We start from the raw sequence: 24,491 nt of genomic DNA, 5'->3' as shown, positions 1-24,491 counted from the left end.
GAGTGCGTCTTGACCGGCCCCGTTCGGGGCCGGCGCTACTCGACGCTCGAAATGCTCGAGCGTCTCGTGGCCTTCGACACTGAGAGTTCCAGGTCGAACACCCCCCTCATCGATTTCGTCGCCGAGTACCTGAGCGACTGGGACGTGCCGTTCTGGCGCGTGCCGAACGCGGCCGGCGACAAGCAGGCGCTGTTCGCGACAATCGGGCCACCGGATCGAGGGGGTGTCGTGCTCTCCGGCCACACCGATTGCGTGTCGGTCGAGGGCCAGGACTGGACGTCCGACCCGTTCAGGCTCCGGGTGGCGGACGGGCGCGCCTATGGCCGAGGCGCCGTGGATATGAAGGGCTTCGACGCCCTGGCCCTGGCGGCCGTGCCGGACTTCCTCGCCGCCGGCCTGGAGACGCCGATCCACATCCTCCTCTCCTACGACGAGGAGACGACCTGCCTCGGCGTGGCCGACGCCATCGCCCGTTTCGGCCAGGACCTGCCGCGGCCGCAGGCCGTCATCGTCGGCGAACCGACGGATCTCGAAGTGGTCGATGCCCACAAGAGCGTGGCGACCTTCATCACCACCGTCCACGGCTTCGAGGCGCATTCCTCCAAGCCGTATCTCGGCGCCAACGCCGTGATGGCGGCGGGCGAGATCCTGGCGGAGCTCAATCGCCTGGCCGACGAGATGATGGAGCGCGGCGATCCGAGCGGCCGCTTCGATCCGCCCTATTCGACCGTCCATGTCGGGCGGATCAAGGGGGGAACGGCCCGCAACATCCTGCCGAAGTTCTGCTGCCTGAACTGGGAGTTCCGCGGCCTGCCCGACCTCGATCCGGACGAGATTCCGACGCGGCTCGACCGGTTCGTGAACGAGACCGTGCTGCCGCGGCTGAACCGGTTCGGCCCGTTCGGCCGCGTCGAGACCATACGCGAGGTCCTGGTGCCCGGCCTCGCCCCCGAGCCGGGCTCTCCGGCCGAGACGCTCGCGAAGAAGCTGGCCGGCCGCAATGCGACGGTGACGGTGCCCTACGGCACGGAGGCTGGTCGCTTCCAGGAGGCGGGGATTCCGACCGTCGTCTGCGGCCCGGGCTCCATCGACCGCGCCCACCAGCCGGACGAATACATCACGCTCGACGAACTGGCCGAGGGCGAGCGCTTCATGCGCCGGCTGGGGGAGACTTGTAAGAAATAACAAGCTCAACCAATCTAGCAGACGCGATTACTCTAGCTCTCTGCGCCCCAACACTTGCCCCCCTCAACGAATATGCCAATCGCAATTAAGATAATCACACCGGATCTTTAATCAAAAAGAAATCATTTCGAGACGGGTTCCCCATCAACAATAAATTCCAGCTGAGCTCTTGCGCGGCAGAAGAGCAACGCAGCGCCGCGTCACAACGGCCTTCTATTCACACGGCGGCTCTTCGGCGGAGATGGACATCTGCTCACGGCGATCCTACTACCGACACCGTGTTTGGATACGCCGTTCCTCCGAACGGATTGCCGCTACTCCCGATAACCGAATGCACGTTGAAGAAGCCGCGTCGTGCCACTGCCGCGCCCCCCTGCGGACGAAGGGCGCTACTTGATGCAGATCAGCAGGCTTACCCAGGTCGAACCCCGCACCGTCTGGCGTCACGAGGCTCTGAACTTCACCCCCTGGCTAGCCAGCCAGCTCGACCATCTGGGTGGCGCAATCGGCGAAGAGTTGGAGCTTCTCGGCTCCGAAACGGCCGTCGGCCCTTTCTCGGCTGACATCGTTGCGCGCAACAAGCGCGGGGAGACGGTCCTCATCGAAAACCAGCTCGAGAAGAGTGATCACACTCATCTCGGCCAACTCATGACCTATCTGGCCGGGCTCGAAGCGAGGACGATTGTCTGGGTGAGCACCAGATTCCAGGCCGAGCATGTGTCAGCGCTGCGGTGGCTCAATGACCACACGCCGCCCGATTTCCGGTTCTTTGCGGTTGAGCTCCGGGTGATCCGTATCGGTGACAGCCCGGTCGCGCCCATCTTCGACGTTGTAGTCCAGCCAAACGACTTCGAGCGAGAGATCAAGGTCGCAAAGGCCGAGGCCATGGCCCGGACGGACAGTCGCAATCGCGACTTTTGGACGTTGTACCTCGAACGGCATCCAGATGACGCCGCCCTCGGCATCAAGGCAAACAACAGCAACAATCATTGGCTGCCCGTTCAGGGCAACATCCTCGTCGGGACTTGGCTGGCCAAAGGCTGTGGGGTTTATGTGCGAGGAAAGGCTTCTATACCAATCGAAGCGGTAGTGGCAGAACTTGCGCCGCATCGAGAGCGTCTCGAAGCCGCGCTAGGCGTCCCGCTCCAGTCAGGCAAAGAGAGCGAGAAGACCTGGCTTCTTATTCAGCAAGGCATCATGCTCACCGATCGAGGCCGCTGGCCTGACGCCATCGACTGGATGCACGGTCGGATACACCTGACGCTCCGCGCACTGCGAGACGCGCTATCGGCCGACACCTTTGGGGCGGACCTGCCTGACAGCGCCGCCTGATGGCGACCAAGGCATTCGGCGCCGCGGGAGAGGCACCCGCCTGTCTTCGTCGATCAGATCCGAGCTCAATGGAGATGCTCCCGCCGTAACGGCCGATCGCGGCGAGAGCGGCTTCGGTGATGACGACCTTCAACGAAGCGACGACACGTCAGAGCTGGAGGTCGCGCCGGAGGCGCTGGAAGGCCTCTTCGAGCGGGATTACGCGCCCCTGTTTCGCATCGTCCAGGCCGCGGGCAAGCGCCTCGTCGAGAGCTTCGATCCTGCTCGTCGTCAGTCGCTCACGCAGCAGGTTCTCGATGAAGGTATCGGATGCGAGGCCGCGTTTTTCGGCCTCCTCGGCAACGAACTGCTGAAGATCCTCCTCGAGAGTCACCGTGACCTGGGCTGTGCGCGCCATAGCGTTCTCCGGCTCGGATCCTATACCGTGTGGCGGCCCGTCAACAGAGCCAGCTCACCTTGCGTCCATGCGCATCGGCATGGGCCAGCAGGCGATCCTCTCCGCCCGGCCAGACGCGGAGGCGCAGGGTTGGCGTGCCGGCAAGCTCCTCCATCTCGTAGCGGAGCCAGGCGACGGGCGCATCCGCCGTCGCGGCCGATCCGACTGCCTCGAGATGGCGCGCGATCCGATCCTGCGTCTCCGTGGGAAAATACTGGAAGGCGATCGAGTGGAGCACCACGCGCGCCCTGCCCGCCCCCTCCCCTCCTCCCAGGGCTGTCTCGAGCCAGGACGCCGCATCGCCGGACGCCACCGGCGGCGGCTCCGCGGCGGCGATCGCGAGCGCCGCTTCCAGGCGCGCCAGGCGCTCCGGCTGGTCAGGCCAGACATAGGCGAGAAGCCGGTCGCGGGCGGCGGGATTTCGCAGGTCGATCGGGCTGATGTCCGCGCCGCGCCGGCCGGAGATGACGATGTTCGCCTCGGGCGGCTCGCCGCCTTCCCATTCGGGCGAGAGCTTCACGGAAGAGGCCGGGTCGCCGTAGCGCGCCCGGCCCAGCCGGACGTCGTAGCGGTCGAGCAGCAGGTTGAGGCCCGCACTCGCGCCGAGTTCGAAGAGCTCGAGGGGATGCCGGGTTTCCGCCGCAACGACCGCCAGTCCCGCAATCAGCACGGCCGAGCGGGCAACCTCGTTGGTCTGCGGCGGCAGGTCGAGCCAGGGGAGGAGTTCGGATTCCGCATCCTCGATGGCTTCGGTCAGGGCCGCCCACAGCCGATCGGGCTCCGGCATCGGGTTGGGCGGATAGAGAGCCGCCAGGCCGGGAAGCCGGCCCGCCCGGACGAGGCCGTGCAGCCCGCCGCAGAGGCGGAGGGGCACGGAATCATGCAGCGCGTCCGGCTTGCCGGGCCAATCCAGTACATGCCGGCCGAGACCGGTGCTGCGGTCGAGCCTTTCGCCGAGCATTCGGCAGAGCAGGCTGGTGAAAGGCGATCCGAGCTTGGCGCACCACTCGGCCTGACGGGCGAAGGCGGCCCGGACCTCGCTCTCGCGATCTCCGCCGCCCGCGCCCACGATCAGCCCGCCTGTTCGCCGGAGATCTCGGCCTCGACCTCCTTCGGGTCGAAATCGTAGACCCGGGAGCAGAACTCGCAGGTCACGCCGATCCGGCCGTCGTCGCCCACCATGTGCTCGCGGTCGTCGCGGGAGAAGTTCCGCATCATCCGGATGATCCGCTCGCGCGAGCAGTGGCATTCCTCCCGGACGGCCTGCGGCTCGAACACCCGGACGCCCCGCTCGTGGAAGAGGCGGTAGAGCAGCCGCTCGCTCGACACGCTCGGGTCGACGAGTTCGTGGTCCTCGATCGTCTCGACGAGAGCCTTCGCCTCGACCCAGGCATCGTCCTCGCCGAGGCTGTGAGCCTGATGCCCGGGGGGTGCGTCGCCCGGGTCGAGATCTGCCGACCGCACCCGCTCGGGCGAGGACGGGAGGAACTGGACCAGCAGGCCACCGGCCCGATAGGCCCGGCGGCCCTCGGCGAATTCCTCCGCCACGGCGAGCCGCACGCGCGTCGGGATCTGCTCCGATTGCCGGAAATACTGGTGGGCGGCCTCCTCGAAGCTCTGGCCTTCGAGAGCGACGACACCCTGGTAGCGATTGAAATCCGCCCCCTGGTCGATCGTCATCGCCAGGATGCCGTTGCCCAGGAGCTCGCCCGTGCGGGGATTGGGCGAGAGCTCGGCCAGCCGCTCGGCATCGAAGCGCGCATAGGCCCGCATCCGGTCCGGCGCGTCGAAATCCACCACCAGCATGTCGATCGGACCGTCCGACTTCGTCTGGAGCTGAAAACGGCCCTCGAACTTCAACGACGAACCCAGCAGGACCGTGAGGGCGCAAGCCTCGCCCACCACCCGGGCGACGGCATCCGGGTAGGAGTGCCGGCCGAGCAGTTGGTCGAGCGAGGCGCCGAGCCGCACCGCGCGGCCGCGCACATCGAGCGCCTCCACCGCGAAGGGAAGGACGACGTCCTCTGCGCCTTCCAGCCGGATGTCGCTCATCAGGCGGACGCTCCCAGGCACCAGGCCAGGATCCCCTTCTGCGCGTGCAGCCGGTTCTCGGCCTCGTCGAACACGACCGAGCGCGGCCCGTCGATGACCTCGTCGGTCACCTCCTCGCCGCGGTGGGCCGGGAGGCAATGCATGAAGATCGGATCGCGCTTGCCGGCGCTCATGAGCCGCTCGTTCACCTGGTAGGGCGCCAGCAGGTTGTGGCGGTTCGTCTCGTTCTCGTCGCCCATCGAGACCCAGCAATCGGTGACGATCGCGTCCGCGTCGCGGATCGCCGCGAAGGGATCGCCCGTGATCTCGATCTCGGCGCCCACCTTCGCGGCGAGGCCCTTCAGGTCGTGCGGGGCGAGCAGTTCCTCGGGCGCCGCGACGTTCACCTTGAACTCGAGCCGGCCCGCCGCATGGATCAGCGAGGCGAGGACGTTGTTCACGTCTCCCGACCAGGCGACCGTCCGGCCGCGGATCGGGCCCTTGTGCTCCTCGAAGGTGAGGACGTCGGCCATGATCTGGCACGGGTGGGACGTCTTGGTGAGCCCGTTGATGACGGGCACGGTCGCGTTCGCGGCGAGCTCGAGCAGGGTGTCGTGCTCGAGGATGCGGATCATGATGCCGTCCACATAGCGGGAGAGCACGCGCGCCGTGTCGGCGATCGACTCGCCGCGCCCGAGTTGCATCTCCTGCCCGGTGAGCACGATGGCCTCGCCGCCGAGCTCCCGCATGGCGACGTCGAAGGAGACGCGCGTGCGGGTCGAGGGCTTGTCGAAGATCATCGCCAGGACCTTGCCGGCGAGCGGGCGCTCCGCCGGCGGCTCGCCCTTGCGGCGGCGGCTCTTGATGGCGGCGCTTCGGTCGAGCAGCGCCCGGAGGTCGTTGCCCGAGAAGTCGGTCAGGTCGAGAAAATGTCTCGGGTGGCCGGCGACGCTCATTCGGCGGCTCCCTTGATCGGCTGCCGCATCTCGTCCTCGAGTTTCCTGCAGGCGCTATCGATGCGCTCGACCGCCGCCGAGACCTCCGCCTGGTCGATGATCAGCGGCGGCAGGAGGCGCACGACATTGTCGCCCGCCGTGATGAGGAGGAGGTCCTCGTTCTCCGCGGCCTTGGCCAGATCGGTGTTCGGCACGTGCGTCTTGATGCCGATCATGAGGCCCTGCCCCCTCACCTCGGCGATCACGGCCGGGTGACGGTCCTTCAGCTCGGCCAGGCGCTGCTTCAGGAGAAGACCCATCTGCTGGACATGGTCGAGGAAGCCGGGCGCGAGCACCACGTCGAGCACCGCGTTGCCGACCGCCATGGCGAGCGGGTTGCCGCCGAAGGTGGTGCCGTGCGTGCCGGCCGTCATGCCCTTCGCGGCTTCCGCCGTGGCGAGGCATGCCCCCATCGGGAAGCCGCCGCCGATGCCCTTGGCGACCGCCATGATGTCCGGCGAGATCCCGGCCCATTCATGGGCGAAGAGCTTGCCCGTGCGACCGACCCCGGTCTGCACCTCGTCGAAGATGAGCAGCAGGCCACGCTGGTCGCAGAGCTCGCGCAGCGCCCGCAGCCGCTCCGTCGGGACCGGACGGATGCCGCCCTCGCCCTGGACGGGCTCGATCAGGATCGCGCCCGTCTCGGGCCCGATCGCGGCCTTCAGGGCCTCGTCGTCCCCGAACGGTACCTGGTCGAAGCCTTCCACCTTCGGGCCGAAGCCCTCCAGGTATTTCTTCTGGCCGCCGGCCGCGATCGTGGCGAGCGTGCGTCCGTGGAACGCGCCCTCGAAGGTGACGATGCGGAAGCGCTCCGGCTGGCCGTTCGCCGAATGGTACTTCCGCGCCATCTTGATCGAGGCCTCGAGCGCCTCGGCGCCCGAATTCGAGAAGAAGACGAGGTCCGCGAAGGTCGCGTCGGTGAGGCGTTTCGCCAGCCGCTCCCCCTCCGGGTTCTGGTACAGGTTCGAGAGGTGCCAGACCTTCTGGGCCTGGCCCGTCAGCGCCTCGACTAGGTGCGGATGGGCATGGCCCAGGGCGTTGACCGCGATCCCGGCGCCGAAATCGAGCACTCGTCGCCCGTCGGCCGTGATCAGCCAGGCGCCTTCGCCTCGCTCGAACACCAGGTCCGAACGGGCATAGGTCGGCAGAATCGACGACAATTGGGGCGAGGGCACGTGGGCCTCCCTGAATGGATTTCGTGATCCGGAAACGAAAGAAGCCGCCCAGCCGGGCGGCTCGCGCGTGAGTCTATTGTGGTTGCGGGCCGTGTCAAATGCGAGAGGGTGATCGTCTGCATTCGCCACGTCGATCGGCACGGCAGCGCGCCCGGGACCGCAGCCTCGCGATGGCGGCACGACAGGCCGGCGCTTTGCGCCGCATCGCCCACCTTTCGCACGCCGTTCGGCCCTGCTAAAGCCCCTGACCTAGCCCGATCACACCATCAGCCGACGTGCCGCCATCCTGCCGGAAGCGGCGCGCGCGGCTGCGTGCACGCGAAGCAAGATGCCCAAACGCACAGACATCTCGACCATCCTGATCATCGGCGCCGGGCCGATCGTGATCGGGCAGGCCTGCGAGTTCGACTATTCCGGCACTCAGGCCTGCAAGGCCCTGAAGGCGGAGGGATACCGCATCGTCCTGGTGAACTCGAACCCGGCGACGATCATGACGGACCCGGACCTGGCGGATGCGACCTATGTCGAGCCGATCACCCCGGAGATCGTCGCCAAGGTCATCGCGAAGGAGCGTGGCGACCGCTCGAAGGGTTTCGCGCTCCTCCCGACCATGGGTGGCCAGACGGCGCTGAACACGGCGCTGTCGCTCAAGAAGATGGGCGTGCTCGACAAGTTCGGGGTCGAGATGATCGGCGCCGACGCGGCCGCCATCGACAAGGCGGAGGACCGGCAGCTGTTCCGCGAGGCGATGACCAAGATCGGCCTCGCGACACCGAAATCCGCGCTCGCCAACGCCACGGAGGCCAAGAAGGCCGACCGCGAGAAGTACCTGGCCGGCAAGGCCGCGCTGCCGGAGGGCGATGCGGACGCGCTCGCCGCCTATGACGCGGCCTGGGAGCGGGGCGAGAACGAGCGCCGCAAGCGCTACATGGACCAGGCCATGGGCAAGGCGCTCGCGGCCCTGCCCGAGGTCGGCCTGCCGGCCATCATCCGGCCCTCCTTCACGCTCGGCGGCACCGGCGGCGGCATCGCCTATAACCGCGAAGAGTTCCTCGACATCGTCGAGCGCGGGGTCGACGCCTCCCCGACCAACGAGGTCCTCATCGAGGAGAGCGTGCTCGGCTGGAAGGAGTACGAGATGGAGGTCGTCCGCGACAAGGCGGACAACTGCATCATCATCTGCTCGATCGAGAACGTGGACCCGATGGGCGTCCACACGGGCGACTCGATCACCGTCGCGCCGGCGCTGACGCTGACGGACAAGGAATACCAGATCATGCGGGACGCCTCGATCGCGGTCCTGCGCGAGATCGGGGTCGAGACCGGCGGATCGAACGTCCAGTTCGCGATCAACCCCGAGAACGGGCGCATGATCGTGATCGAGATGAACCCGCGCGTGTCGCGCTCCTCGGCGCTCGCCTCCAAGGCGACCGGCTTCCCGATCGCCAAGGTCGCCGCGAAGCTCGCCGTCGGCTACACGCTCGACGAGATCGAGAACGACATCACGGCCGGCGCGACCCCGGCCTCCTTCGAGCCGACGATCGACTACGTCGTCACCAAGATCCCGCGCTTCGCCTTCGAGAAGTTCCCGGGCGCCGAGCCGACGCTGACCACCGCCATGAAGTCGGTCGGCGAGGCGATGGCCATCGGCCGGACCTTCCAGGAAAGCCTCCAGAAGGCGCTCCGCTCGCTCGAGACGGGCCTCACCGGCCTCGACGAGATCGAGATCGAGGGTCTCGGCAAGGGCGACGACCACAACGCCGTCAAGGCCGCGATCTCCACCCCGACGCCGGACCGGCTGCTCAAGGTCGCCCAGGCGCTGCGGCTCGGCTTCTCCGTGGAGGAGGTCTACGAATCCTGCCGCATCGACCGGTGGTTCCTGCAGCAGCTCTGCGGCATCATCGAGCTCGAGGAGAAGGTGAAGGCGCATGGCCTGCCAGCCTCGCCCGGCGCGATGCGCAAGCTGAAGGGCGCCGGCTTCTCCGACGCGCGGCTCGCGGTCCTCGCCCACAAGAGCGAGGCGGAGGTGCGCGCGCTGCGGCGCTCGCTGGACGTGCGCCCCGTCTTCAAGCGCATCGACACCTGCGCGGCCGAGTTCGCCTCGCCGACGGCCTACATGTACTCGACCTACGCGCCGCCCTTCGCGGGCGCGCTGGTCTCCGAGGCGCAGCCCTCGGGGAAGAAGAAGGTCATGATCCTCGGCGGCGGGCCGAACCGGATCGGCCAGGGCATCGAGTTCGACTACTGCTGCTGCCACGCGGCCTTCGCGCTGGACGACGCCGGGTACGAGACCATCATGGTCAACTGCAACCCGGAGACCGTCTCGACCGATTACGACACCTCGGACCGGCTCTATTTCGAGCCGCTGACGGCCGAGGACGTGCTCGAGATCGTGGATGTCGAGCGTTCGGCCGGCACCCTTCACGGCGTGATCGTGCAGTTCGGCGGGCAGACCCCGCTGAAGCTCGCCAAGGCGCTAGAGGGAGACGGCGTGCCGATCCTCGGCACCTCGCCGGACGCGATCGACCTCGCCGAGGACCGCGACCGGTTCAAGCGGCTCCTCGACCGGCTCCACCTGAAGCAGCCCAAGAACGGCATCGCCTATTCGGTCGAGCAGTCGCGGCTCGTGGCGAACGATCTCGGCCTGCCCTTCGTGGTCCGGCCGTCCTACGTGCTCGGCGGGCGCGCCATGGCGATCATTCGCGACGAGCAGCAATTCGAGGATTATCTCCTCGGCACCCTGCCGTCCCTGATCCCGTCGGACGTGAAGGCGCGCTATCCCAACGACAAGACGGGGCAGATCAACACCGTCCTCGGGCAGAACCCGCTGCTCTTCGACCGCTACCTGTCGGACGCGATCGAGGTGGATGTCGACGCGCTCTGCGACGGCAAGGACGTCTTCATCGCCGGCATCATGGAGCATATCGAGGAGGCGGGCATCCACTCGGGCGACAGCGCCTGCTCGCTGCCGCCCCGGTCGCTCTCGCCGGAAACCCTGAAGGCGCTCGAGGACCAGACCCGCGCCATGGCGCTGGCGCTCGGCGTCGGCGGCCTCATGAACGTCCAGTACGCCATCAAGAACGGCGACATCTACGTGCTGGAGGTGAACCCGCGCGCCTCGCGGACCGTGCCGTTCGTCGCCAAGGTGATCGGGGCGCCGATCGCCAAGATCGCGGCGCGGATCATGGCGGGCGAGAGCCTCGCCTCCTTCGGCCTGCAGCCCAAGGAGCTGAAGCACATCGGCGTGAAGGAGGCCGTGTTCCCCTTCGCGCGCTTCCCGGGCGTCGACGTGCTGCTCGGGCCGGAAATGCGCTCGACCGGCGAGGTCATCGGCCTGGATCGCGGCTTCGGCGTCGCCTTCGCCAAGAGCCAGCTCGGCGGCGGCACCTCCGTGCCGCGCGGCGGCACCGTGTTCGTGTCCGTCCGCGATGCGGACAAGGAGCGCATCCGGCCGGCCATGAAGCTGCTCGCCGATCTCGGCTTCAGGATCGTGGCGACGCGCGGCACGCAGCGCGATCTCGTCGAGCACGGGGTGCCGGCCGAACGGATCAACAAGGTCCTGGAAGGCCGCCCGCACGTCGTGGACGCCATCAAGAACGGCGACATCCAGCTCGTGTTCAACACGACGGAAGGTGCCGGGGCGCTGTCCGATTCCCGCTCCCTCCGGCGGGCCGCCCTCCTGCAGAAGGTGCCCTACTACACCACGCTCGCCGGTGCGATCGCCGCCACGGAAGGCATCAAGGCCTATCTCGCAGGCGATCTCGAGGTGCGCGCGCTGCAGGAATACTTCGCCTGATCGAACCGGGCCGACCAAGGGCCCTGTCTCGACCGGGACGGTGGTGAAGCGTGAGCCACCTCTCCGCTCACCCCGGCGCAGGCCGGGGTCCAGCGGCGCCATACCGTCTTTGCGAGCGAAGGGAAGCAATCCAGGCCGTCCGCCTCATCCCCGCTCACCCCGGCGTAAGCCGGGGTCCAATCCCGGGGCACCGGCTTTCGCCGGTGTGAGCGGAATCCCGAGTTGACAATCCTAGCATTTATTCCTATAACCTCCGCACTCCCCTCCGGCGAGGGAGCCGCGTGCGCACCGGTCACGTCTGGCGGAGGGGAGGACGGGTCCCGGGGTCTCGGTTCGGTAGCCGGGGCGTCCGGGCGGCTGACCGGGCGCGTGCCTATGGGGCCGAAAAGACCGTCGCGGGACGCCGGGAGGGACCTGGCAAATCCGCAAATCACCATCCCTGAAGGCCGGAGAACCGGCGTCCCGCTCCCCTCGATGAGGAACGAGACCGCTCTTTGACAGTGCCGATGGACCAGACCCCGGGCCGGGGAAGGACGGCGCGTGGGCGCTCGTCCCTTCGGACTGCCCAGGCGCTTGCGCCCGCGGCCCCCCTCTTGCAGAAGGTGTCCACCTACCCCACACTCGCCGATGCGATTGCCGCGACGGAAGGCACAGGCCTATCTCGCAGGCGATCTCGAGGCGCGCGCTCCAGGAATCTCGGCCTGGGCCACGCACCCGCCGACCTCGGGGCCGGGCTCTCCGGCCCGGCCTACGCCACGAAAGACGTGCCATGGACAAGATGCCGATCACGGCGAAGGGTTTTGCGGCTCTGGAGGAAGAGCTGAAACACCGGCAGCAGGTTGAGCGTCCTCGCATCATCGAGGCGATCGCCGAAGCGCGGGCCCATGGCGACCTGTCCGAGAACGCGGAGTACCACGCCGCCAAGGAGAACCAGTCCCTGAACGAGGGCCGGATCCTGGAGCTCGAATCGATGATCGCGCGTGCGGACATCATCGACGTTGCGAGGCTCACGGGCGACAAGATCAAGTTCGGCGCCACCGTGAAGCTCGTGGACGAAGACACCGAGCAGGAGCGCATCTACCAGATCGTCGGCGACCCGGAGGCGGACGTGAAGTCCGGCCGCGTCTCGATCTCGTCCCCGGTCGCGCGCGCTCTCATCGGCAAGGGTGTCGGCGACACCGTCGAGGTTTCGACCCCGGGCGGCGGCAAGTCGTACGAGATCGTCGACGTCGCCTTCCGGTAGTTGATGGGGCCGGCCTATCGCCGGCCCTCGCTCGCTCTCAGCCTGGATGCGCCGCGGCCCAGCGCCCGTTCTGGGTCCGGCCGCCATACCCGTACGCATCCCCGTCCACCGCGTGGACGAGCACGTAGCTCTCCTCGTGCAGAGGGCCGAGCAGCCGCTCCATCCCCTCGAAGGCGGCCTGGACGAAGCCGGCGGTCTCGCCCTTCACGTTCGTTCCGGCCGTGATCTTGATGTCGAGCCAGAAGGCCGACAATCCCGCTTCCGCCGGAAGCCGGCCGGCGATGAACCAGCCATCCGGGTCGGCCGCCTCGACGAGCACCGCCGTGACCCCCGAGTCCTTGCCCAGCCGCTCCGCGGCGAGCCGGCTGGCGAGCCCCGCGATCTCGCGGCGCAGTTCGGGCCGCGGCTCCGGGGTGACGTATCTGACCGTGATCATCGGCATGGCGCGTCCTCTCGTCTGTCCGCCGTGATCTCGCGCTTCCGTCTTCAGGGCGGAAGGCTATGATGGACACGATCTACCATAGCGAAACGCGATCATGCTCGACCTCGCGTCAGTCCGGCTGTTCGTCCTTGCGGCCGAGTTCGGAAACCTGACCCGGGCCGCCGAGGCCGCCGGAACCGTCCAGCCCGTCGTCAGCCAGCGGCTCAGGACCCTCGAGGCCTTGCTCGGCCGCAGGCTTCTCGAGCGCACGCCCCGCTTCGTGCGCCTGACGAGCGACGGCGAGGCCTTCCTGACCCGGGCCCGGGCGCTCCTTGCGGCCCACGACGAGGCGCTGCGCTTCTCGGCCGAGCCGGACATCCGCTTCGCCCTCGCGGCGAGCGATCATGCGCTCGGGGTGTCGATGGAGCCCGTGCTGCGGCAAGTCCGCTCGGCCCTGCCCAGGGCGGCCGCACTGGAGGTCCGAATGGGCCTTTCCCACCAGATGAGGGAGCTGTTCGAGACCGGCGAGGTCGACGCGGCGATCATCCGGCGGGATGGCGGCAGCCCCGACGGCGAAGTCCTGGGCACCGACCCCGTCGGGTGGCGCGCTTCGGATGGCTTGAGCCTGCAGCCGGATCAGCCGATCCCCCTCGCGACGCTCGGCCCGGCCTGCGGCGTGCGCGGTGCCGCCATCCGCCAGCTCGAAGCCGCCGGAATCGCCTGGCGCGAAGCCTTCGTGGGCGGAAGCTGCGCGGCGCTGCTGGCGGGCGTCCGGGCCGGGCTCGGCATCGCCCCGATGGGGCTCACGGCTTCGGGCGGCATGCCCGATCGCGGGCCGGAACTCGGCCTGCCGAAGCTGATGCCGTCCGAGATCGTACTCCTCGCCCGAACAAGCTCGCCCAAATCGGCCGCCGCCACGCGCTCCCTGGCGGCGGCCGTGCGGGCCGGGCTGGGCTAGAGGCGTTAGGCCGGCCCGCTCAGGCCGTCGCCCAGCCGACCACGCTCGCCCCGGCGAAGACCAGGAAGGCCGTCCAGGCCATGGCGACCGCCGCGAGGACGAGTCCCGCGGCGATCGCGGCGCCGTCTCGGGCGATGAAGCCCAGCGCGAAGACCAGCAGGGCGACGGCGGGTGCCGTGTTGCCGAACGGGATCGGCAGCGCGATCACGACGGCGAGAACGAACATCGGCAGCCCGAGCAGCGCCCTCGCCCGGCCCCTCGTCAGGAAGGCGAGGCGCCGCTTGGTCAGCCACCGTTCCGCACGGGCAAAGGAGGGCAGGCACCAGGCGATCCCCCGCCGGAGGGCCGAGCCGGGCAGCGCACGCCGCCTCAGGATTTCCGGCAGCCACAGCCGCCGCGCGCCGGCCATCACCTGAAGCGCCATGAGGGCGATCACCGTCCCGAAGATCATCCCGACCGGGCCGGGTGTCGGCACGATGGCGGGCAGCGTGAGCACGAGCAGGGCAAGGCCGAATCCCTTGTGGCCCAGCCTGTCGACGAGTTCTCCGACCGTGACGTGCTTTGTCCGCAGGATCCCGGCGAGATCCATGACGGGGCGGGTGACGGCTCCCGGCGTGCGGCTGCCGCGATGCCGCGCCAGGGAGCTGCGCAGGGGCGTTGCGAGCGTCACGAGCGGGAGCCCGTCACGCCGAGCGGCCGGCCAGGAAGGGCCGTGCGCCGGCGACGGCCGGGCCACAGCCCGGCGCGGCTTCGAGCAGGAGCGCCTCCGGCCGGGCGGTGCCCAGCCAGACCCGGACGACGCTCGACACGGCCCAGACCGGGTCCGAGGCCGCCCGCTGCACCACGATCGGCGCCGCCGCCCTGGCACAGGAGAGCACCTCCGTCACGACGGCCTGAGGGACGCGGGCTCCCTCGAGCTTCTCCTTTACCTCCGCCTCGAGCGGCTGGAGGAGCAGGACGGAAACAAGCGTAGCAATAAGATCCTGGAAAAGCGCCAAGACGTTCACCCTCTTGCCGGCGACCGTGTCGGTAGGATCGGTCCGACATCGCGAGAGCGCCGGCACGCTCGCCAGAGGGGCCCGGACCACGGGTCGGCGTAAAGCTCGGCATGGCAGGAGGCGTTTTCAAGGCGGCGCCAGGGCCGCAGGGCCGGCGCAGCACGCGCCGTCGGTTTGCGCTTTGGCGGGAGGGTTGCATGATCAAGGCGATCCGACCCGTTTCGACACGGTGTTCCCTGCCCCATGACAGCCGCGAGCGACGAACGGGACGAGGTCGATCTCTGGGCCGAGCGCAGGCGCATCGCCGAGATGACGCGCGGCGACAAGGAATGGCGGCTCTGGGGGCCGTACCTCGCCGAGCGGCAATGGGGGACGGTGCGTGAGGATTACAGCGCCGACGGCAATGCCTGGAGCTCCTTCACGCATGAGGACGCCCGTTCGCGGGCCTACCGGTGGGGCGAGGACGGGATCGCGGGCATCTCGGACGACCGTTCCCTCCTCTGCTTCTCGCTCGCCTTCTGGAACGGCCGCGACCGCATCCTGAAGGAGCGCCTGTTCGGCCTCGCCAACGAGGAGGGCAATCACGGCGAGGACGTGAAGGAGGTCTACCACTACCTCGACGCCACTCCGAGCCACTCCTACCTGAAGTACCTCTACCGCTATCCGCAGGCGGCCTTCCCCTACGAGGACCTGGCCGATGAGAGCCGGCGACGCGGGCGCGAAAGGCCGGAATTCGAGATCGCCGCGACGGGCATCTTCGACGACGATCGGTTTTTCGACGTCACGGTCGAGTACGCGAAGGAGGATGACGACGACATCCACGTCGTGGTGACAGCGGTGAACCGCGGCAGCGAGCCCGCCGGGCTCCATCTCGTGCCGCTTCTGACCTTCAGGAATATCTGGTCGTGGCGATCCGATGCCGTCCCGTGGCGGCCGCGCATGGTCCTGGAGCCCGGCGCCGGGATCCTGTGCGAGCATCCCCGGATCGGGAGCTACCGCCTCGTCCATGACGGCGAGCCCGAGATCCTCTTCTGCGAGAACGAGACGAACCGGCGCCTCCATGCCGGGGAGAACGACGCGCCCGGCCCGTTCAAGGACGGCATCCATGCCGCAATCGTGGACGGCGAGGAGGCGGCAATCTCCCGCGAGGCGGGCACCCGGGTCGGCCTCGTCTACCGGGCGACGCTCCCGCCGGGCGGCAGCATGCAGGTCCGCCTGCGCCTCTCGGCCGGTCGCCGCGTCCGGCCGGTGGATGCGGCGGACCGGATGCTGCGCCGGCGCATCGCCGAGGCGGACGCCTTCTACGACGCCCTGTGCGACGGGCTGGACGCCGATTCCCGCCTCGTCTTCCGGCAGGCCGCCGCCGGGCTGATCTGGTCGAAGCAGTTCTACCGCTACGACGTGCGCCTCTGGCTGGACGGCGACCCCTTGCAGCCGCGCCCGCCGGCCGAGCGCCGGCATGGCCGGAATGCCGCCTGGCAGCACCTCTCGACCGCCGACATCCTCCTGATGCCGGACAAGTGGGAATATCCCTGGTTCGCGGCCTGGGACCTCGCCTTCCACTGCATCCCCATGGCGCTGCTCGACCCCGACCTCGCCAAGAAGCAGCTCCTGCTGCTGACCCGCGAATGGCTGATGCACCCGAACGGGCAGCTGCCGGCCTATGAGTGGGAGTTCGGCGACACCAACCCGCCCGTCCACGCCTGGGCTGCGTTCCGGGTCTTCGAGATCGACCGCGAAAGGAGAGGCGGCCGGGGCGACCTCGCCTTCCTGGAGGGCGTCTTCCACAAGCTCCTGATCAACTTCACCTGGTGGGTGAACCGCAAGGACTCGGAGGGCCGCAACGTCTTCCAGGGCGGCTTCCTCGGCCTGGACAATGTCGGCGTCTTCGACCGATCCCGGCCGCCGCCCGGCTTCGGACGGGTGCATCAGGCCGACGGCACGGCCTGGATGGCGATGTACGCCCTCAACATGATGCGGATCGCCCTCGAGCTGGCGCTCCACAACGACGTCTACGAGAGCACCGCCTCGAAGTTCTTCGAGCATTTCCTGTTCATCGCCGAGGCGATGACGGACATGGGCGGGGAAGGGTTCGGCCTCTGGGACGAGGAGGACGAGTTCTATTACGACGAGGTGGATATGCCGGGCGGACGGATGGTGCCGCTCCGGGTTCGGTCCATCGTGGGCCTGGTTCCGCTTTTCGCGGTCGAAGTGCTGGATCCCGACATGCTCCAGAGGCTGCCCGACTTCGCGCGGCGGCTGAACTGGGTGCTCGAGAATCGCCCGCAGCTCGCCAAGCTCGTCTCGCGCTGGACGGAGGGCGGCGTTCGCGATCGCAAGCTGCTCTCGCTGCTCCGCGGCCACCGCATGAAGGCACTTCTCAAGCGCATGCTGGACGAGAGCGAGTTCCTGTCCCCCTTCGGGATCCGCTCCCTTTCCCGGCAGCACAAGGACCGGCCCTACACGTTCGAGGCGCTCGGGACCTCCTTCATGGTCCGCTACGACCCGGCGGAATCGACCTCCAACATGTTCGGCGGCAACTCGAACTGGCGCGGCCCGGTCTGGATGCCGCTGAACTACCTGCTGGTCGAGTCGGTCCGCCGCTTCCACGCCTATTACGGCGACGACTTCCTGGTCGAGTATCCGACGGGCTCGGGCGATCACCACACACTCGCGGCGATCGCGGACGGACTCGAGGACCGCCTCGTCTCGCTCTTCCTGAAGGACGAGGCCGGACACCGGCCCTGCTTCGGCGAAGGCCCGGGCGGCGCCGCGGCTGACTCGAACCTCCTGTTCCACGAGTTCTTTGACGGCGACACGGGCCGCGGCCTCGGCGCCTCGCATCAGACAGGCTGGACGGCTCTCATCCTCAATCTCCTCCGCAGCCGCATGATCCGGGCCGGCACGACAGGCTTCTAACCATCCTTTCCAGTTGCCTGGTTCGGACCTATGAGCCGGCTATGACCCCAGCAGGTTCCCTGGCCGGTCCGGGACCGGCCGATCGATCGGCCATCAAGAGCGCGCTTGTGACCGGTGCGGTACGGAGGATCGGCCTCGCCATAGCCGAAGGGCTGGCCGCGGCCGGCTACGACGTCGCCCTGCATTGCAGTCCTGCATCGCGGCACGAGGCGGAGGCTGCCGCGAGCCGCATCGGAGCAGGCGGCCGACGAGCCGTCGTCGTGCCGGCCGACCTCGCCGACCCGGCATCCCCGAACGCGATCCTGGATACGGCCAATGCCGCGCTCGGCCCCCTGACCCTGCTGGTCAACTCGGCCGCGCTCTTCGAGCCGGACAGCGCGGACAGCCCGGATCCCCGTCTCCTCGACCGGCACTTCGCCGTAAACCTCCGCGCCCCCGTCCTCCTGGCGAGCGCGTTCGCCGCGCAGGTCCCGGACGGGACCGAAGCCTCCGTGGTCAACATCATCGACCAGCGCGTGCTTCGGCCGAACCCCGCCTATTTCTCCTACACGCTCGCCAAGTCCGCCCTCTGGACCGCGACGCAAACCATGGCTCAGGCCTATGCGGCGCGCCGCATCCGCGTGAACGCCATAGGTCCGGGCCCAACCGCGCCGAACCCCTTCGACGGCGAGGAAGGCATGCGCGCCGAAGCGGCCGGCACTCCCCTGGCCCGCCCGATCGCACCAGCCGAGATCGCAGAGGCCGTCCTGTTCCTGGCGCAGGCCCGCAATGTCACCGGGCAGTTGATCTGCGTCGATGCCGGACAGCATCTTGGCTGGAAGACGCCTGACTTCCTCGGCGCCCAACTCGGACACCACACCGTATGACCCATCCCCTTCTTGACGAGATCGCCCCCCTTCACGACGACCTGATCCGGATCCGGCGCGATATCCACGCGCACCCGGAGACCTCCTTCGAGGAGAAGCGGACGGCCGCGCTGGTGGCGGAACAGCTTCGCGGCTTGGGCATCGAGGTGACGGAGGGTGTGGGCCGCACGGGCGTGGTCGGAACGCTCAAGGGAAAGCGCCCGGGCAACCGCGCCGTCGGCCTCAGGGCCGACATGGACGCGCTCAACATCGTCGAACAGACCGGACTGCCCCACGCCTCGACCATCCCGGGCAAGATGCACGCATGCGGCCATGACGGGCACACGACGATGCTGCTCGGCGCCGCCCGCTATCTCGCCGAAAAGCCGGACTTCGCCGGCCAGGTGCATTTCATCTTCCAGCCTGCCGAGGAAGGCGGTGGCGGGGCCGCCCGCATGGTGGAAGACGGGCTGTTCGAGCGTTTCCCCTGCGACGCCGTCTACGGGATGCATAACGGGGCCGGCACGCCGGTCGGACAATTCCGGCTCAGGCCCGGGCCGATGATGGCGGCCGTGGATTTCTTCACGGTCGTGTTCCGCGGCACCGGCGGGCATGGCGGCTCGACCCCGCACCTGGCGACCGACACCACGATCGCCCAGGCGCATTTCGTGCTGGCTCTTCAGAACGTCGTCGGCCGCAACATCGCGGCGCTCGAGCCCGCGGTCATCTCGATCGGCTCCATCCAGGGCGGCTCGCCGAACTCTCCCAATGTCATCCCGGCCGAGATCGTGATCCGTGGAACGGTCCGCACCTTCTCGGAGGAGGTGCGCGCCACCATTGCACGGCGCATGCGGGAGCTGGCCGAGGCCCATGCCGCCGCGCAGGGCTGCACGGCCGAGGTCATCTACGAGAAGCTCTGCCAGGCGGTGGTGAACCACCCGGAGCAGACCGCGATCGCGACGCGAGTGGCGGCCTCGCTGGTCGGCGACGATAGGGTCGACGGAAACGCGCCGCCCATCACGGGCGGGGAGGACTTTTCCGACATGCTGCTGGCGCGCCCCGGCGCCTTCATCTTCATCGGCAACGGGGTGAAGCCCGACGGCACCCACCATCCGGTGCACACCCCCCACTACGACTTCAACGACGAGATCATCCCCCTCGGGGTGGCGTACTGGGTCAGCCTGGTGCGTGAGGAACTGGCGGCCGCCTGAGAAGGCGGCACCCGAAGCCCAGCGGGGGGCGGTGCATGAGCCTGCCTCCCGCGGCTGCTGGAAGGTGGAGAGGCCCCTACGCCAGGGGAGCCCGGCGCCCTTGCGGGCGCAAGGTGCGTCTCAGAAGGCCCCGTCGAGCCCGTGGCCGCTCGCTGCGCCGCACAGGGCCAGGATGGCCCGGTTGAGAGGCACGTCGATGCCGTGCTTCTCGGCCGCGAGGACCACTGCGCCCGTGATGTATTCGTGCTCGAGCGGTCGGCCGGCGAGCCTGTCGTAGAGCATGGAGCTGCCGCCATCGGGGTTAGCCTTGCCCAGTCCGGCCACGACCTGCGCGGCATCCGCGTCCGTGAGCTTCGCGCCTTCTGCTGCCGCGACCCGAACGGCCTCGGCCAGGATGCCCGATGCGAGCTGGGCTATCGCGTCCTCGCGGAAGACCCGTATGCGGCGGAGGGTCAGGGAGGAGATCGGATTCGCCACGAGGTTGCTGAGGAGCTTGCGCCAGGCGACGGTCGTGAAATCCGGATCCTCAGTGACCTCGAACTGCGTTCCCGCAAAGGTCGCCGAGACGGCAGAGCTCGCCTGCGCCGCCGGGACGACGAGCCGCGCCTGGCTGTGGTGGACGATCCGGCCGGGTGCGACCCGCTCGACCGAGCAATAGATGATCGCAGGCAGCACGGCGCCGGCCTGGGGCGCGAGCGGCTGCACCCGCTCCACATGCCCGACACCGTTCTGCACGACGACGACGACCGTCTCGGGCCCCGCGAGCCGGTCGAGCCACGGCTTCGTTCCGGCAGTGTCCTGGGACTTCGTCGTGATGAAAACCACCTTCGCGGGCCCGACATCCTCCGGGCGGGTCGCAAGGCGGACGGCCACCTCCCGGGTGCGATCCGGCTCCTCGACGACCAGCGTGTCGAACGGCGTCCGCACGCAGAGGACTACATCCCGGCCCGCCTCGGTCAGCTCCGCGGCGAGATAACCGCCGATTGCGCCCGAACCGATGATTGCGACCTTGTCAGACATCCCGCCTCTCGCCTTAACCGGAACTCCGGCCGGCGCTACGCATAACCCATGCTCGACCGCGATCCAGGAGAACCTGAGGCATGAATGATCCGCGCTGGGCGGTGATCACGGGGGCCTCGAGCGGGATCGGGGCGGAGATGGCGCGGATCTACGCCGCGCGGGGGCGCTCGCTCGTGCTCACGGCCCGGCGGGCAGAGAGACTGGCCGACCTCAAGGCGGAGATCGCGGAGGCCCATCCGGCGGTCGCCGTGGAACTCGTCCGGCTCGATCTCGAACAGCCCGAAGGCGCCGAAGCCCTCCTGGCCGAACTGGACAACCGGGGGATCGAGATCGAGACGCTGGTCAACAACGCGGGTTTCGGGTTGCGTGGCCGGTTCGCCACCCTGCCCTACGGCGACCAGGCCGCGATGCTGCAGCTCAACGTCGTGTCGCTGACCAAGCTCTGCCGCCTCGTCCTGCCGAGCCTCGTCGCCCGCCGGCGCGGAGGCATCCTGAACGTGGCCTCGACGGCGGCTTTCCAGGCGATCCCCTACATGGCGACCTATGCGGCGACCAAGGCCTTTGTCCTGTCCCTTTCGGAAGCGCTGCACGAGGAGGTGCGGCGGCATGGTGTGGTCGTGACCGCGCTCTGTCCCGGCCCGACCGCAACGGAGTTCACGATCCGGGCCGATCTGGAGAAGTCCAAGCTCTTCGAGCGTCCGATGAGCGCCGCGACGGTCGCCAGGATGGGAATCGACGGACACGAGGCGGGCCGCGCCATCGTGATCACCGGCGCGAGCAACAAGGCGGGCGCGATCGGGGCCAAGCTCGCACCCCGCTTCCTCGCACGCCGGATGGCAGGCTGGCTGCAGGGATGACCTTTCCCAAGACCGACCACCGCCTGCGAGCGGTCCTGCGGCAATTCTCGGCCTTCTTCGGCGTCGGGGTGGCGGCCGCCATCGTGCATTACGGGCTGCTCGTCAGCCTGGTGGAAGGCTACCGGATGGAGGCCGTGCAGGCGACCCTCGTCGGTTATATCGGAGGCGGCCTCGTGTCGTACGTGCTGAACCGGCGGCATACCTATGCGAGCGACAGGCCGCACCGGGAGGCAGGCTGGCGCTTCGCGCTGGTCGCGCTGGTAGGCTTCGGCCTGACCTGGGCCTTCATGGCGCTCTTCGTGCGCGTGCTTGGGGCTCCTTACCTCCCGGCCCAGATCGTCACGACCGGCATCGTCCTCGTGTGGAGCTTCCTGGCGCACAAGCTCTGGACGTTCCGCGAACCGCCCGCCCTCGTTCCCTGAGGAGACCCCATGGCCGACGATCTCTTCCCCGGCTTCGAATCGCATTGGATCGACGGCGAGGCCGGGCGCATCTTCGCCCGCTCCGGCGGCGGCGGGCCGCCCCTCGTCCTGCTGCACGGGTTTCCGCAGACGCACGCGATGTGGCACCGGCTCGCGCCGGAGCTGTCGCGCACGCACCGCGTCGTCTGCATGGACTTCCGCGGCTACGGCTGGTCCTCGGCCCCGAGCGGAGACAGCTCGCACGAGACCTATTCGAAGCGCGCCATGGGCCGGGACGTCGTCCGGGTCATGGAGGAGCTGGGTCACGTCCGCTTCGCGGTCGCGGGACATGATCGTGGTGCGCGCGTCGCCTACCGGCTTGCGCTCGACGAACCAGGCCGGGTGGAGCGGCTCGCCCTACTGGATATCCTGCCGACCTTCGAGGTGTGGCGCCGCATCCGGGCCGGCATCCAGCCGGCCGCCCACTGGGAATTCCTGGCCCGCCCCGCGCCCGAGCCCGAGACGGAGATCGGCCGCGATCCCCTGCCCTATTTCGAGGGCCTGATGCGTTCCTGGTCCGGCAAGAAGTCGCTCGACTTCCTGGATCCGCGCGCCCTCGCCGCCTATCGCCAGAGCTGCAACGAGCCGAGCCGGATTCATGCTTTCTGCGAGGATTACCGGGCCGGCGCGACGCTGGATCCGGAGCAGGACGAGCAGGACATGGCGGCCGGCAAGAAGCTCGCTTGCCCGACCTTCCTGGTCTGGAGCGCGCGCTATCTGAACCGGCCCGGCGCGGCGCCCCCGCTCGAGGCCTGGCGCGACACCTTTGCTCCGGGCATCACAGGATCGGAGGTCGATTGCGGGCACTTCGTCGCGGAGGAAGCGCCAGCCGAGACCCTGGCCGCGCTCCGGGGCTTCCTGGCGACCTAGCGGCGCTCCGAGAAAAAGGCGCGCAACAGCTCGGCGGCGTCCGTCTCGCGGATGCCGCCGTAGACTTCAGGCGCGTGGTGGCATGTCGGGGCGTCGAAGAAGCGGACGCCACTCTCCACCGCACCGCCCTTCGGATCTGCTGCGCCGTAATAGAGGCGCCGGATCCGGGCGAAGGAGATCGCCCCCGCGCACATCGTGCAGGGCTCCAGGGTGACGTAGAGGTCGCATCCCGACAGCCGCTCGTCCCCGAGGGCGGATGCGGCTTCGCGCAGCGCGACGATCTCGGCATGGGCGGTGGGGTCGTGCGCGGCCCGCGGTCGGTTGTGCCCCCTCGCAATGACCTCGCCGTCCTTCACGACGACTGCCCCGACCGGCACCTCCCCGAGCGAGCCGGCGTGCCGCGCCAGGTCGATCGCCTCCGCCATCGGATCGATGCGGGTCTGACCGTCCTTATCCGTCCCTCGCCCTGCCATGCGGGCTCTGCTATCAGCCGGACATGGTAGACAGCAATGACAGGGGCGGTAAACGCCCCGGCCGCCCCGGCGGACGCCCGCCCCGTGGCTCGGACTTCTCGGACAGGCCGCATCGCGGCGCGGGCGGGGGCGGGCGCGAGAGGCCGCCCGGACGCTTCGGGGCCGGAAAGCCGGGCGGCCGTGAGGACAGGCCGCGCGCCCCGCGCTTCGAGCGTCGGGATGACCGCCCGCGGACGAACGACCACGAGCGGCGTGAGCGGCGCCCTCCCCGGCGGGAGCCGACGGAGGCTGCCGTGCAGGAGCGCCCGGCCGAGCCGATCCAGCCGACCGAGGAGCGTATCGCAAAGGTGATCGCACGCGCAGGCGTCGCGTCCCGGCGCGACGCGGAGGCGATCATTGCCGAAGGTCGCGTTACCCTGAACGGCGAGACGTTGGCGTCGCCGGCCGTGAATGTCGGGCCGGAGGACAAGATCACGATCGATGGCGAACCGCTCCCCTCGCGCGAGCGGACGCGGCTCTGGCTGTTCCACAAGCCGCGCGGGCTCGTCACCACCGCGCGCGATCCGCAAGGCCGCCCGACAGTCTTCGACTCCCTCCCGGAAGACATGCCCCGCGTGGTGGCGATCGGCCGGTTGGACATCAACACCGAAGGGCTGTTGCTCCTCACCAACGATGGCGGACTCGCCAAGGTCATCGCCCATCCCGAGACGGGCTGGACGCGGCGCTATCGTGCCCGCGCCCACGGCGAAGTCACGCAGGCCGACCTCGACAAGCTCAGAAACGGCGTGACGATCGACGACATGGAATACGGCGCGGTCGAAGCCACGCTCGACCGCGTCCAGGGCGACAACGTCTGGATCACGCTTGCCCTGAAGGAAGGCAAGAACCGCGAGGTCAAGCGCATCCTCGAGCATCTCGGGCTTCAGGTGAACCGCCTGATCCGTCTCTCGTTCGGGCCGTTCCAGCTCGGCGACCTCGAATCCGGGCTCGTCGAGGAGGTGCGCACGCGAGTGCTCAAGGACCAGCTCGGCCAGACGCTCGCGGCCGAGGCCGGGGTCGATTTCGAGAGCCCCGTGCGCGAGCCGATCGCGCCCTTCGGCAAGCCGGAGAAGCCGGCCGCCGAGCGGCGGGCTCCGGCCGACCGGCCGCCCCGGCCGAGGACGCCCCGCTTCGAGGACGAGCGCGGCGGACGCGGCGGCAGGAGCGGCTTCGGCGACCGGGAGCGCGGCCGCGGCCGCGATGAGGCACCGGCGGCACCCCGCGGC

22 protein-coding genes are annotated in these 24,491 nt (G+C 68.9%); 12 read left to right on the top strand and 10 right to left on the bottom strand.

The genetic code is table 11. From position 1 onward, the window contains the following. Positions 1-9: 9 nt before the first annotated feature. Positions 10-1,185, top strand: coding sequence for an acetylornithine deacetylase (argE, locus tag ACO2SS_RS25845; protein ID WP_423280736.1), 1,176 nt, complete (start codon positions 10-12; stop codon positions 1,183-1,185). 393 nt (positions 1,186-1,578) lie between these two features. Then, complete coding sequence (locus ACO2SS_RS25840) at positions 1,579-2,517, top strand: hypothetical protein (RefSeq protein WP_423280735.1); 939 nt, start codon at positions 1,579-1,581, stop codon at positions 2,515-2,517. A 148-nt stretch (positions 2,518-2,665) separates the two neighbouring features. Here the strand turns inward: ACO2SS_RS25840 and ACO2SS_RS25835 are convergent, their stop codons facing one another. The 5 genes from ACO2SS_RS25835 to ACO2SS_RS25815 are packed head-to-tail and all read right to left on the bottom strand — an operon-like array spanning position 2,666 to position 7,154. Further along, on the bottom strand, positions 2,666-2,914 hold the full coding sequence (locus ACO2SS_RS25835; protein WP_423280734.1) for a type II toxin-antitoxin system ParD family antitoxin: 249 nt from the start codon (positions 2,912-2,914) through the stop codon (positions 2,666-2,668). Positions 2,915-2,954: 40 nt separating this feature from the next. Then, positions 2,955-4,022, bottom strand: a complete 1,068-nt coding sequence (locus tag ACO2SS_RS25830) for a DUF2332 domain-containing protein (RefSeq protein WP_423280733.1) — start codon at positions 4,020-4,022, stop codon at positions 2,955-2,957. Positions 4,023-4,024: 2 nt separating this feature from the next. Further along, entirely contained in the window at positions 4,025-5,005 is a 981-nt protein-coding gene (locus tag ACO2SS_RS25825; RefSeq protein WP_423280732.1) for an Hsp33 family molecular chaperone, read from the bottom strand. Continuing rightward, on the bottom strand, positions 5,005-5,940 hold the full coding sequence (argF, locus tag ACO2SS_RS25820) for an ornithine carbamoyltransferase (protein WP_423280731.1): 936 nt from the start codon (positions 5,938-5,940) through the stop codon (positions 5,005-5,007). The genes ACO2SS_RS25825 and argF overlap by 1 nt, the downstream gene beginning before the upstream one ends. After that, complete coding sequence (locus tag ACO2SS_RS25815) at positions 5,937-7,154, bottom strand: aspartate aminotransferase family protein (RefSeq protein ID WP_423280730.1); 1,218 nt, start codon at positions 7,152-7,154, stop codon at positions 5,937-5,939. Before ACO2SS_RS25815 ends, argF begins: the two co-directional genes overlap by 4 nt. 328 nt (positions 7,155-7,482) lie before the next feature. Between ACO2SS_RS25815 and carB the strand changes: the two genes are divergently transcribed. Continuing rightward, positions 7,483-10,950: a carbamoyl-phosphate synthase large subunit gene (gene carB / locus ACO2SS_RS25810; protein ID WP_423280729.1), complete on the top strand. Its 3,468-nt coding sequence runs from the start codon at positions 7,483-7,485 to the stop codon at positions 10,948-10,950. 769 nt (positions 10,951-11,719) lie between these two features. Beyond that, the gene (gene greA / locus ACO2SS_RS25805) at positions 11,720-12,193 is read left to right on the top strand and encodes a transcription elongation factor GreA (RefSeq protein WP_423280728.1); all 474 of its coding nucleotides are present in this window, start codon (positions 11,720-11,722) and stop codon (positions 12,191-12,193) included. A gap of 37 nt (positions 12,194-12,230) precedes the next feature. Here the strand turns inward: greA and ACO2SS_RS25800 are convergent, their stop codons facing one another. After that, positions 12,231-12,635, bottom strand: a complete 405-nt coding sequence (locus ACO2SS_RS25800) for a tautomerase family protein (RefSeq protein WP_423280727.1) — start codon at positions 12,633-12,635, stop codon at positions 12,231-12,233. A gap of 94 nt (positions 12,636-12,729) precedes the next feature. On the opposite strand from ACO2SS_RS25800, the gene ACO2SS_RS25795 reads away from it, so the two are divergent. Further along, positions 12,730-13,572 carry a LysR substrate-binding domain-containing protein gene (locus ACO2SS_RS25795; RefSeq protein WP_423280726.1) on the top strand — a complete coding sequence of 281 codons (843 nt, stop codon included), beginning with the start codon at positions 12,730-12,732 and terminating at the stop codon, positions 13,570-13,572. Positions 13,573-13,591: 19 nt separating this feature from the next. Here the strand turns inward: ACO2SS_RS25795 and ACO2SS_RS25790 are convergent, their stop codons facing one another. Then, entirely contained in the window at positions 13,592-14,242 is a 651-nt protein-coding gene (locus ACO2SS_RS25790) for an exopolysaccharide biosynthesis protein (RefSeq protein ID WP_423280725.1), read from the bottom strand. Between the two features lie 13 nt (positions 14,243-14,255). Then, positions 14,256-14,570: a hypothetical protein gene (locus tag ACO2SS_RS25785; protein WP_423280724.1), complete on the bottom strand. Its 315-nt coding sequence runs from the start codon at positions 14,568-14,570 to the stop codon at positions 14,256-14,258. A 243-nt stretch (positions 14,571-14,813) separates the two neighbouring features. On the opposite strand from ACO2SS_RS25785, the gene ACO2SS_RS25780 reads away from it, so the two are divergent. From ACO2SS_RS25780 to ACO2SS_RS25770, 3 genes are read left to right on the top strand one after another with little or no spacing between them, the layout of a single operon-like run. Then, the gene (locus ACO2SS_RS25780; protein WP_423280723.1) at positions 14,814-17,489 is read left to right on the top strand and encodes an MGH1-like glycoside hydrolase domain-containing protein; all 2,676 of its coding nucleotides are present in this window, start codon (positions 14,814-14,816) and stop codon (positions 17,487-17,489) included. Positions 17,490-17,530: 41 nt separating this feature from the next. Beyond that, entirely contained in the window at positions 17,531-18,355 is an 825-nt protein-coding gene (locus ACO2SS_RS25775; RefSeq protein ID WP_423280722.1) for an SDR family oxidoreductase, read from the top strand. Continuing rightward, positions 18,352-19,545 carry a M20 aminoacylase family protein gene (locus tag ACO2SS_RS25770; protein ID WP_423280721.1) on the top strand — a complete coding sequence of 398 codons (1,194 nt, stop codon included), beginning with the start codon at positions 18,352-18,354 and terminating at the stop codon, positions 19,543-19,545. Before ACO2SS_RS25775 ends, ACO2SS_RS25770 begins: the two co-directional genes overlap by 4 nt. 120 nt (positions 19,546-19,665) lie before the next feature. On the opposite strand, the gene ACO2SS_RS25765 is transcribed toward ACO2SS_RS25770, so the two are convergent. After that, positions 19,666-20,565, bottom strand: coding sequence for a 2-dehydropantoate 2-reductase (locus ACO2SS_RS25765; protein WP_423280720.1), 900 nt, complete (start codon positions 20,563-20,565; stop codon positions 19,666-19,668). Positions 20,566-20,645: 80 nt separating this feature from the next. On the opposite strand from ACO2SS_RS25765, the gene ACO2SS_RS25760 reads away from it, so the two are divergent. The 3 genes from ACO2SS_RS25760 to ACO2SS_RS25750 are packed head-to-tail and all read left to right on the top strand — an operon-like array spanning position 20,646 to position 22,753. Further along, positions 20,646-21,422, top strand: coding sequence for an SDR family NAD(P)-dependent oxidoreductase (locus tag ACO2SS_RS25760; protein ID WP_423280719.1), 777 nt, complete (start codon positions 20,646-20,648; stop codon positions 21,420-21,422). Next, positions 21,419-21,844 carry a GtrA family protein gene (locus tag ACO2SS_RS25755; protein WP_423280718.1) on the top strand — a complete coding sequence of 142 codons (426 nt, stop codon included), beginning with the start codon at positions 21,419-21,421 and terminating at the stop codon, positions 21,842-21,844. The genes ACO2SS_RS25760 and ACO2SS_RS25755 overlap by 4 nt, the downstream gene beginning before the upstream one ends. Positions 21,845-21,853: 9 nt before the next feature. Next, positions 21,854-22,753 (top strand): alpha/beta fold hydrolase, encoded by a 900-nt coding sequence (locus ACO2SS_RS25750; RefSeq protein ID WP_423280717.1) that lies wholly within the window; start codon positions 21,854-21,856, stop codon positions 22,751-22,753. Here ACO2SS_RS25750 and ACO2SS_RS25745 read toward each other — a convergent pair. Further along, on the bottom strand, positions 22,750-23,178 hold the full coding sequence (locus tag ACO2SS_RS25745) for a nucleoside deaminase (protein ID WP_423280783.1): 429 nt from the start codon (positions 23,176-23,178) through the stop codon (positions 22,750-22,752). The two genes, ACO2SS_RS25750 and ACO2SS_RS25745, sit on opposite strands and share 4 nt — an antisense overlap. 341 nt (positions 23,179-23,519) lie before the next feature. On the opposite strand from ACO2SS_RS25745, the gene ACO2SS_RS25740 reads away from it, so the two are divergent. Continuing rightward, positions 23,520-24,491 (top strand): pseudouridine synthase (locus ACO2SS_RS25740; protein ID WP_423280716.1); only part of this gene is annotated, 972 nt, incomplete at its 3' end.

The sequence above is a fragment of the Enterovirga sp. CN4-39 genome, assembly GCF_049446235.1.
Classification (GTDB): domain Bacteria; phylum Pseudomonadota; class Alphaproteobacteria; order Rhizobiales; family Beijerinckiaceae; genus Enterovirga.
This window is presented reverse-complemented; position numbering and strand designations above follow the sequence as displayed.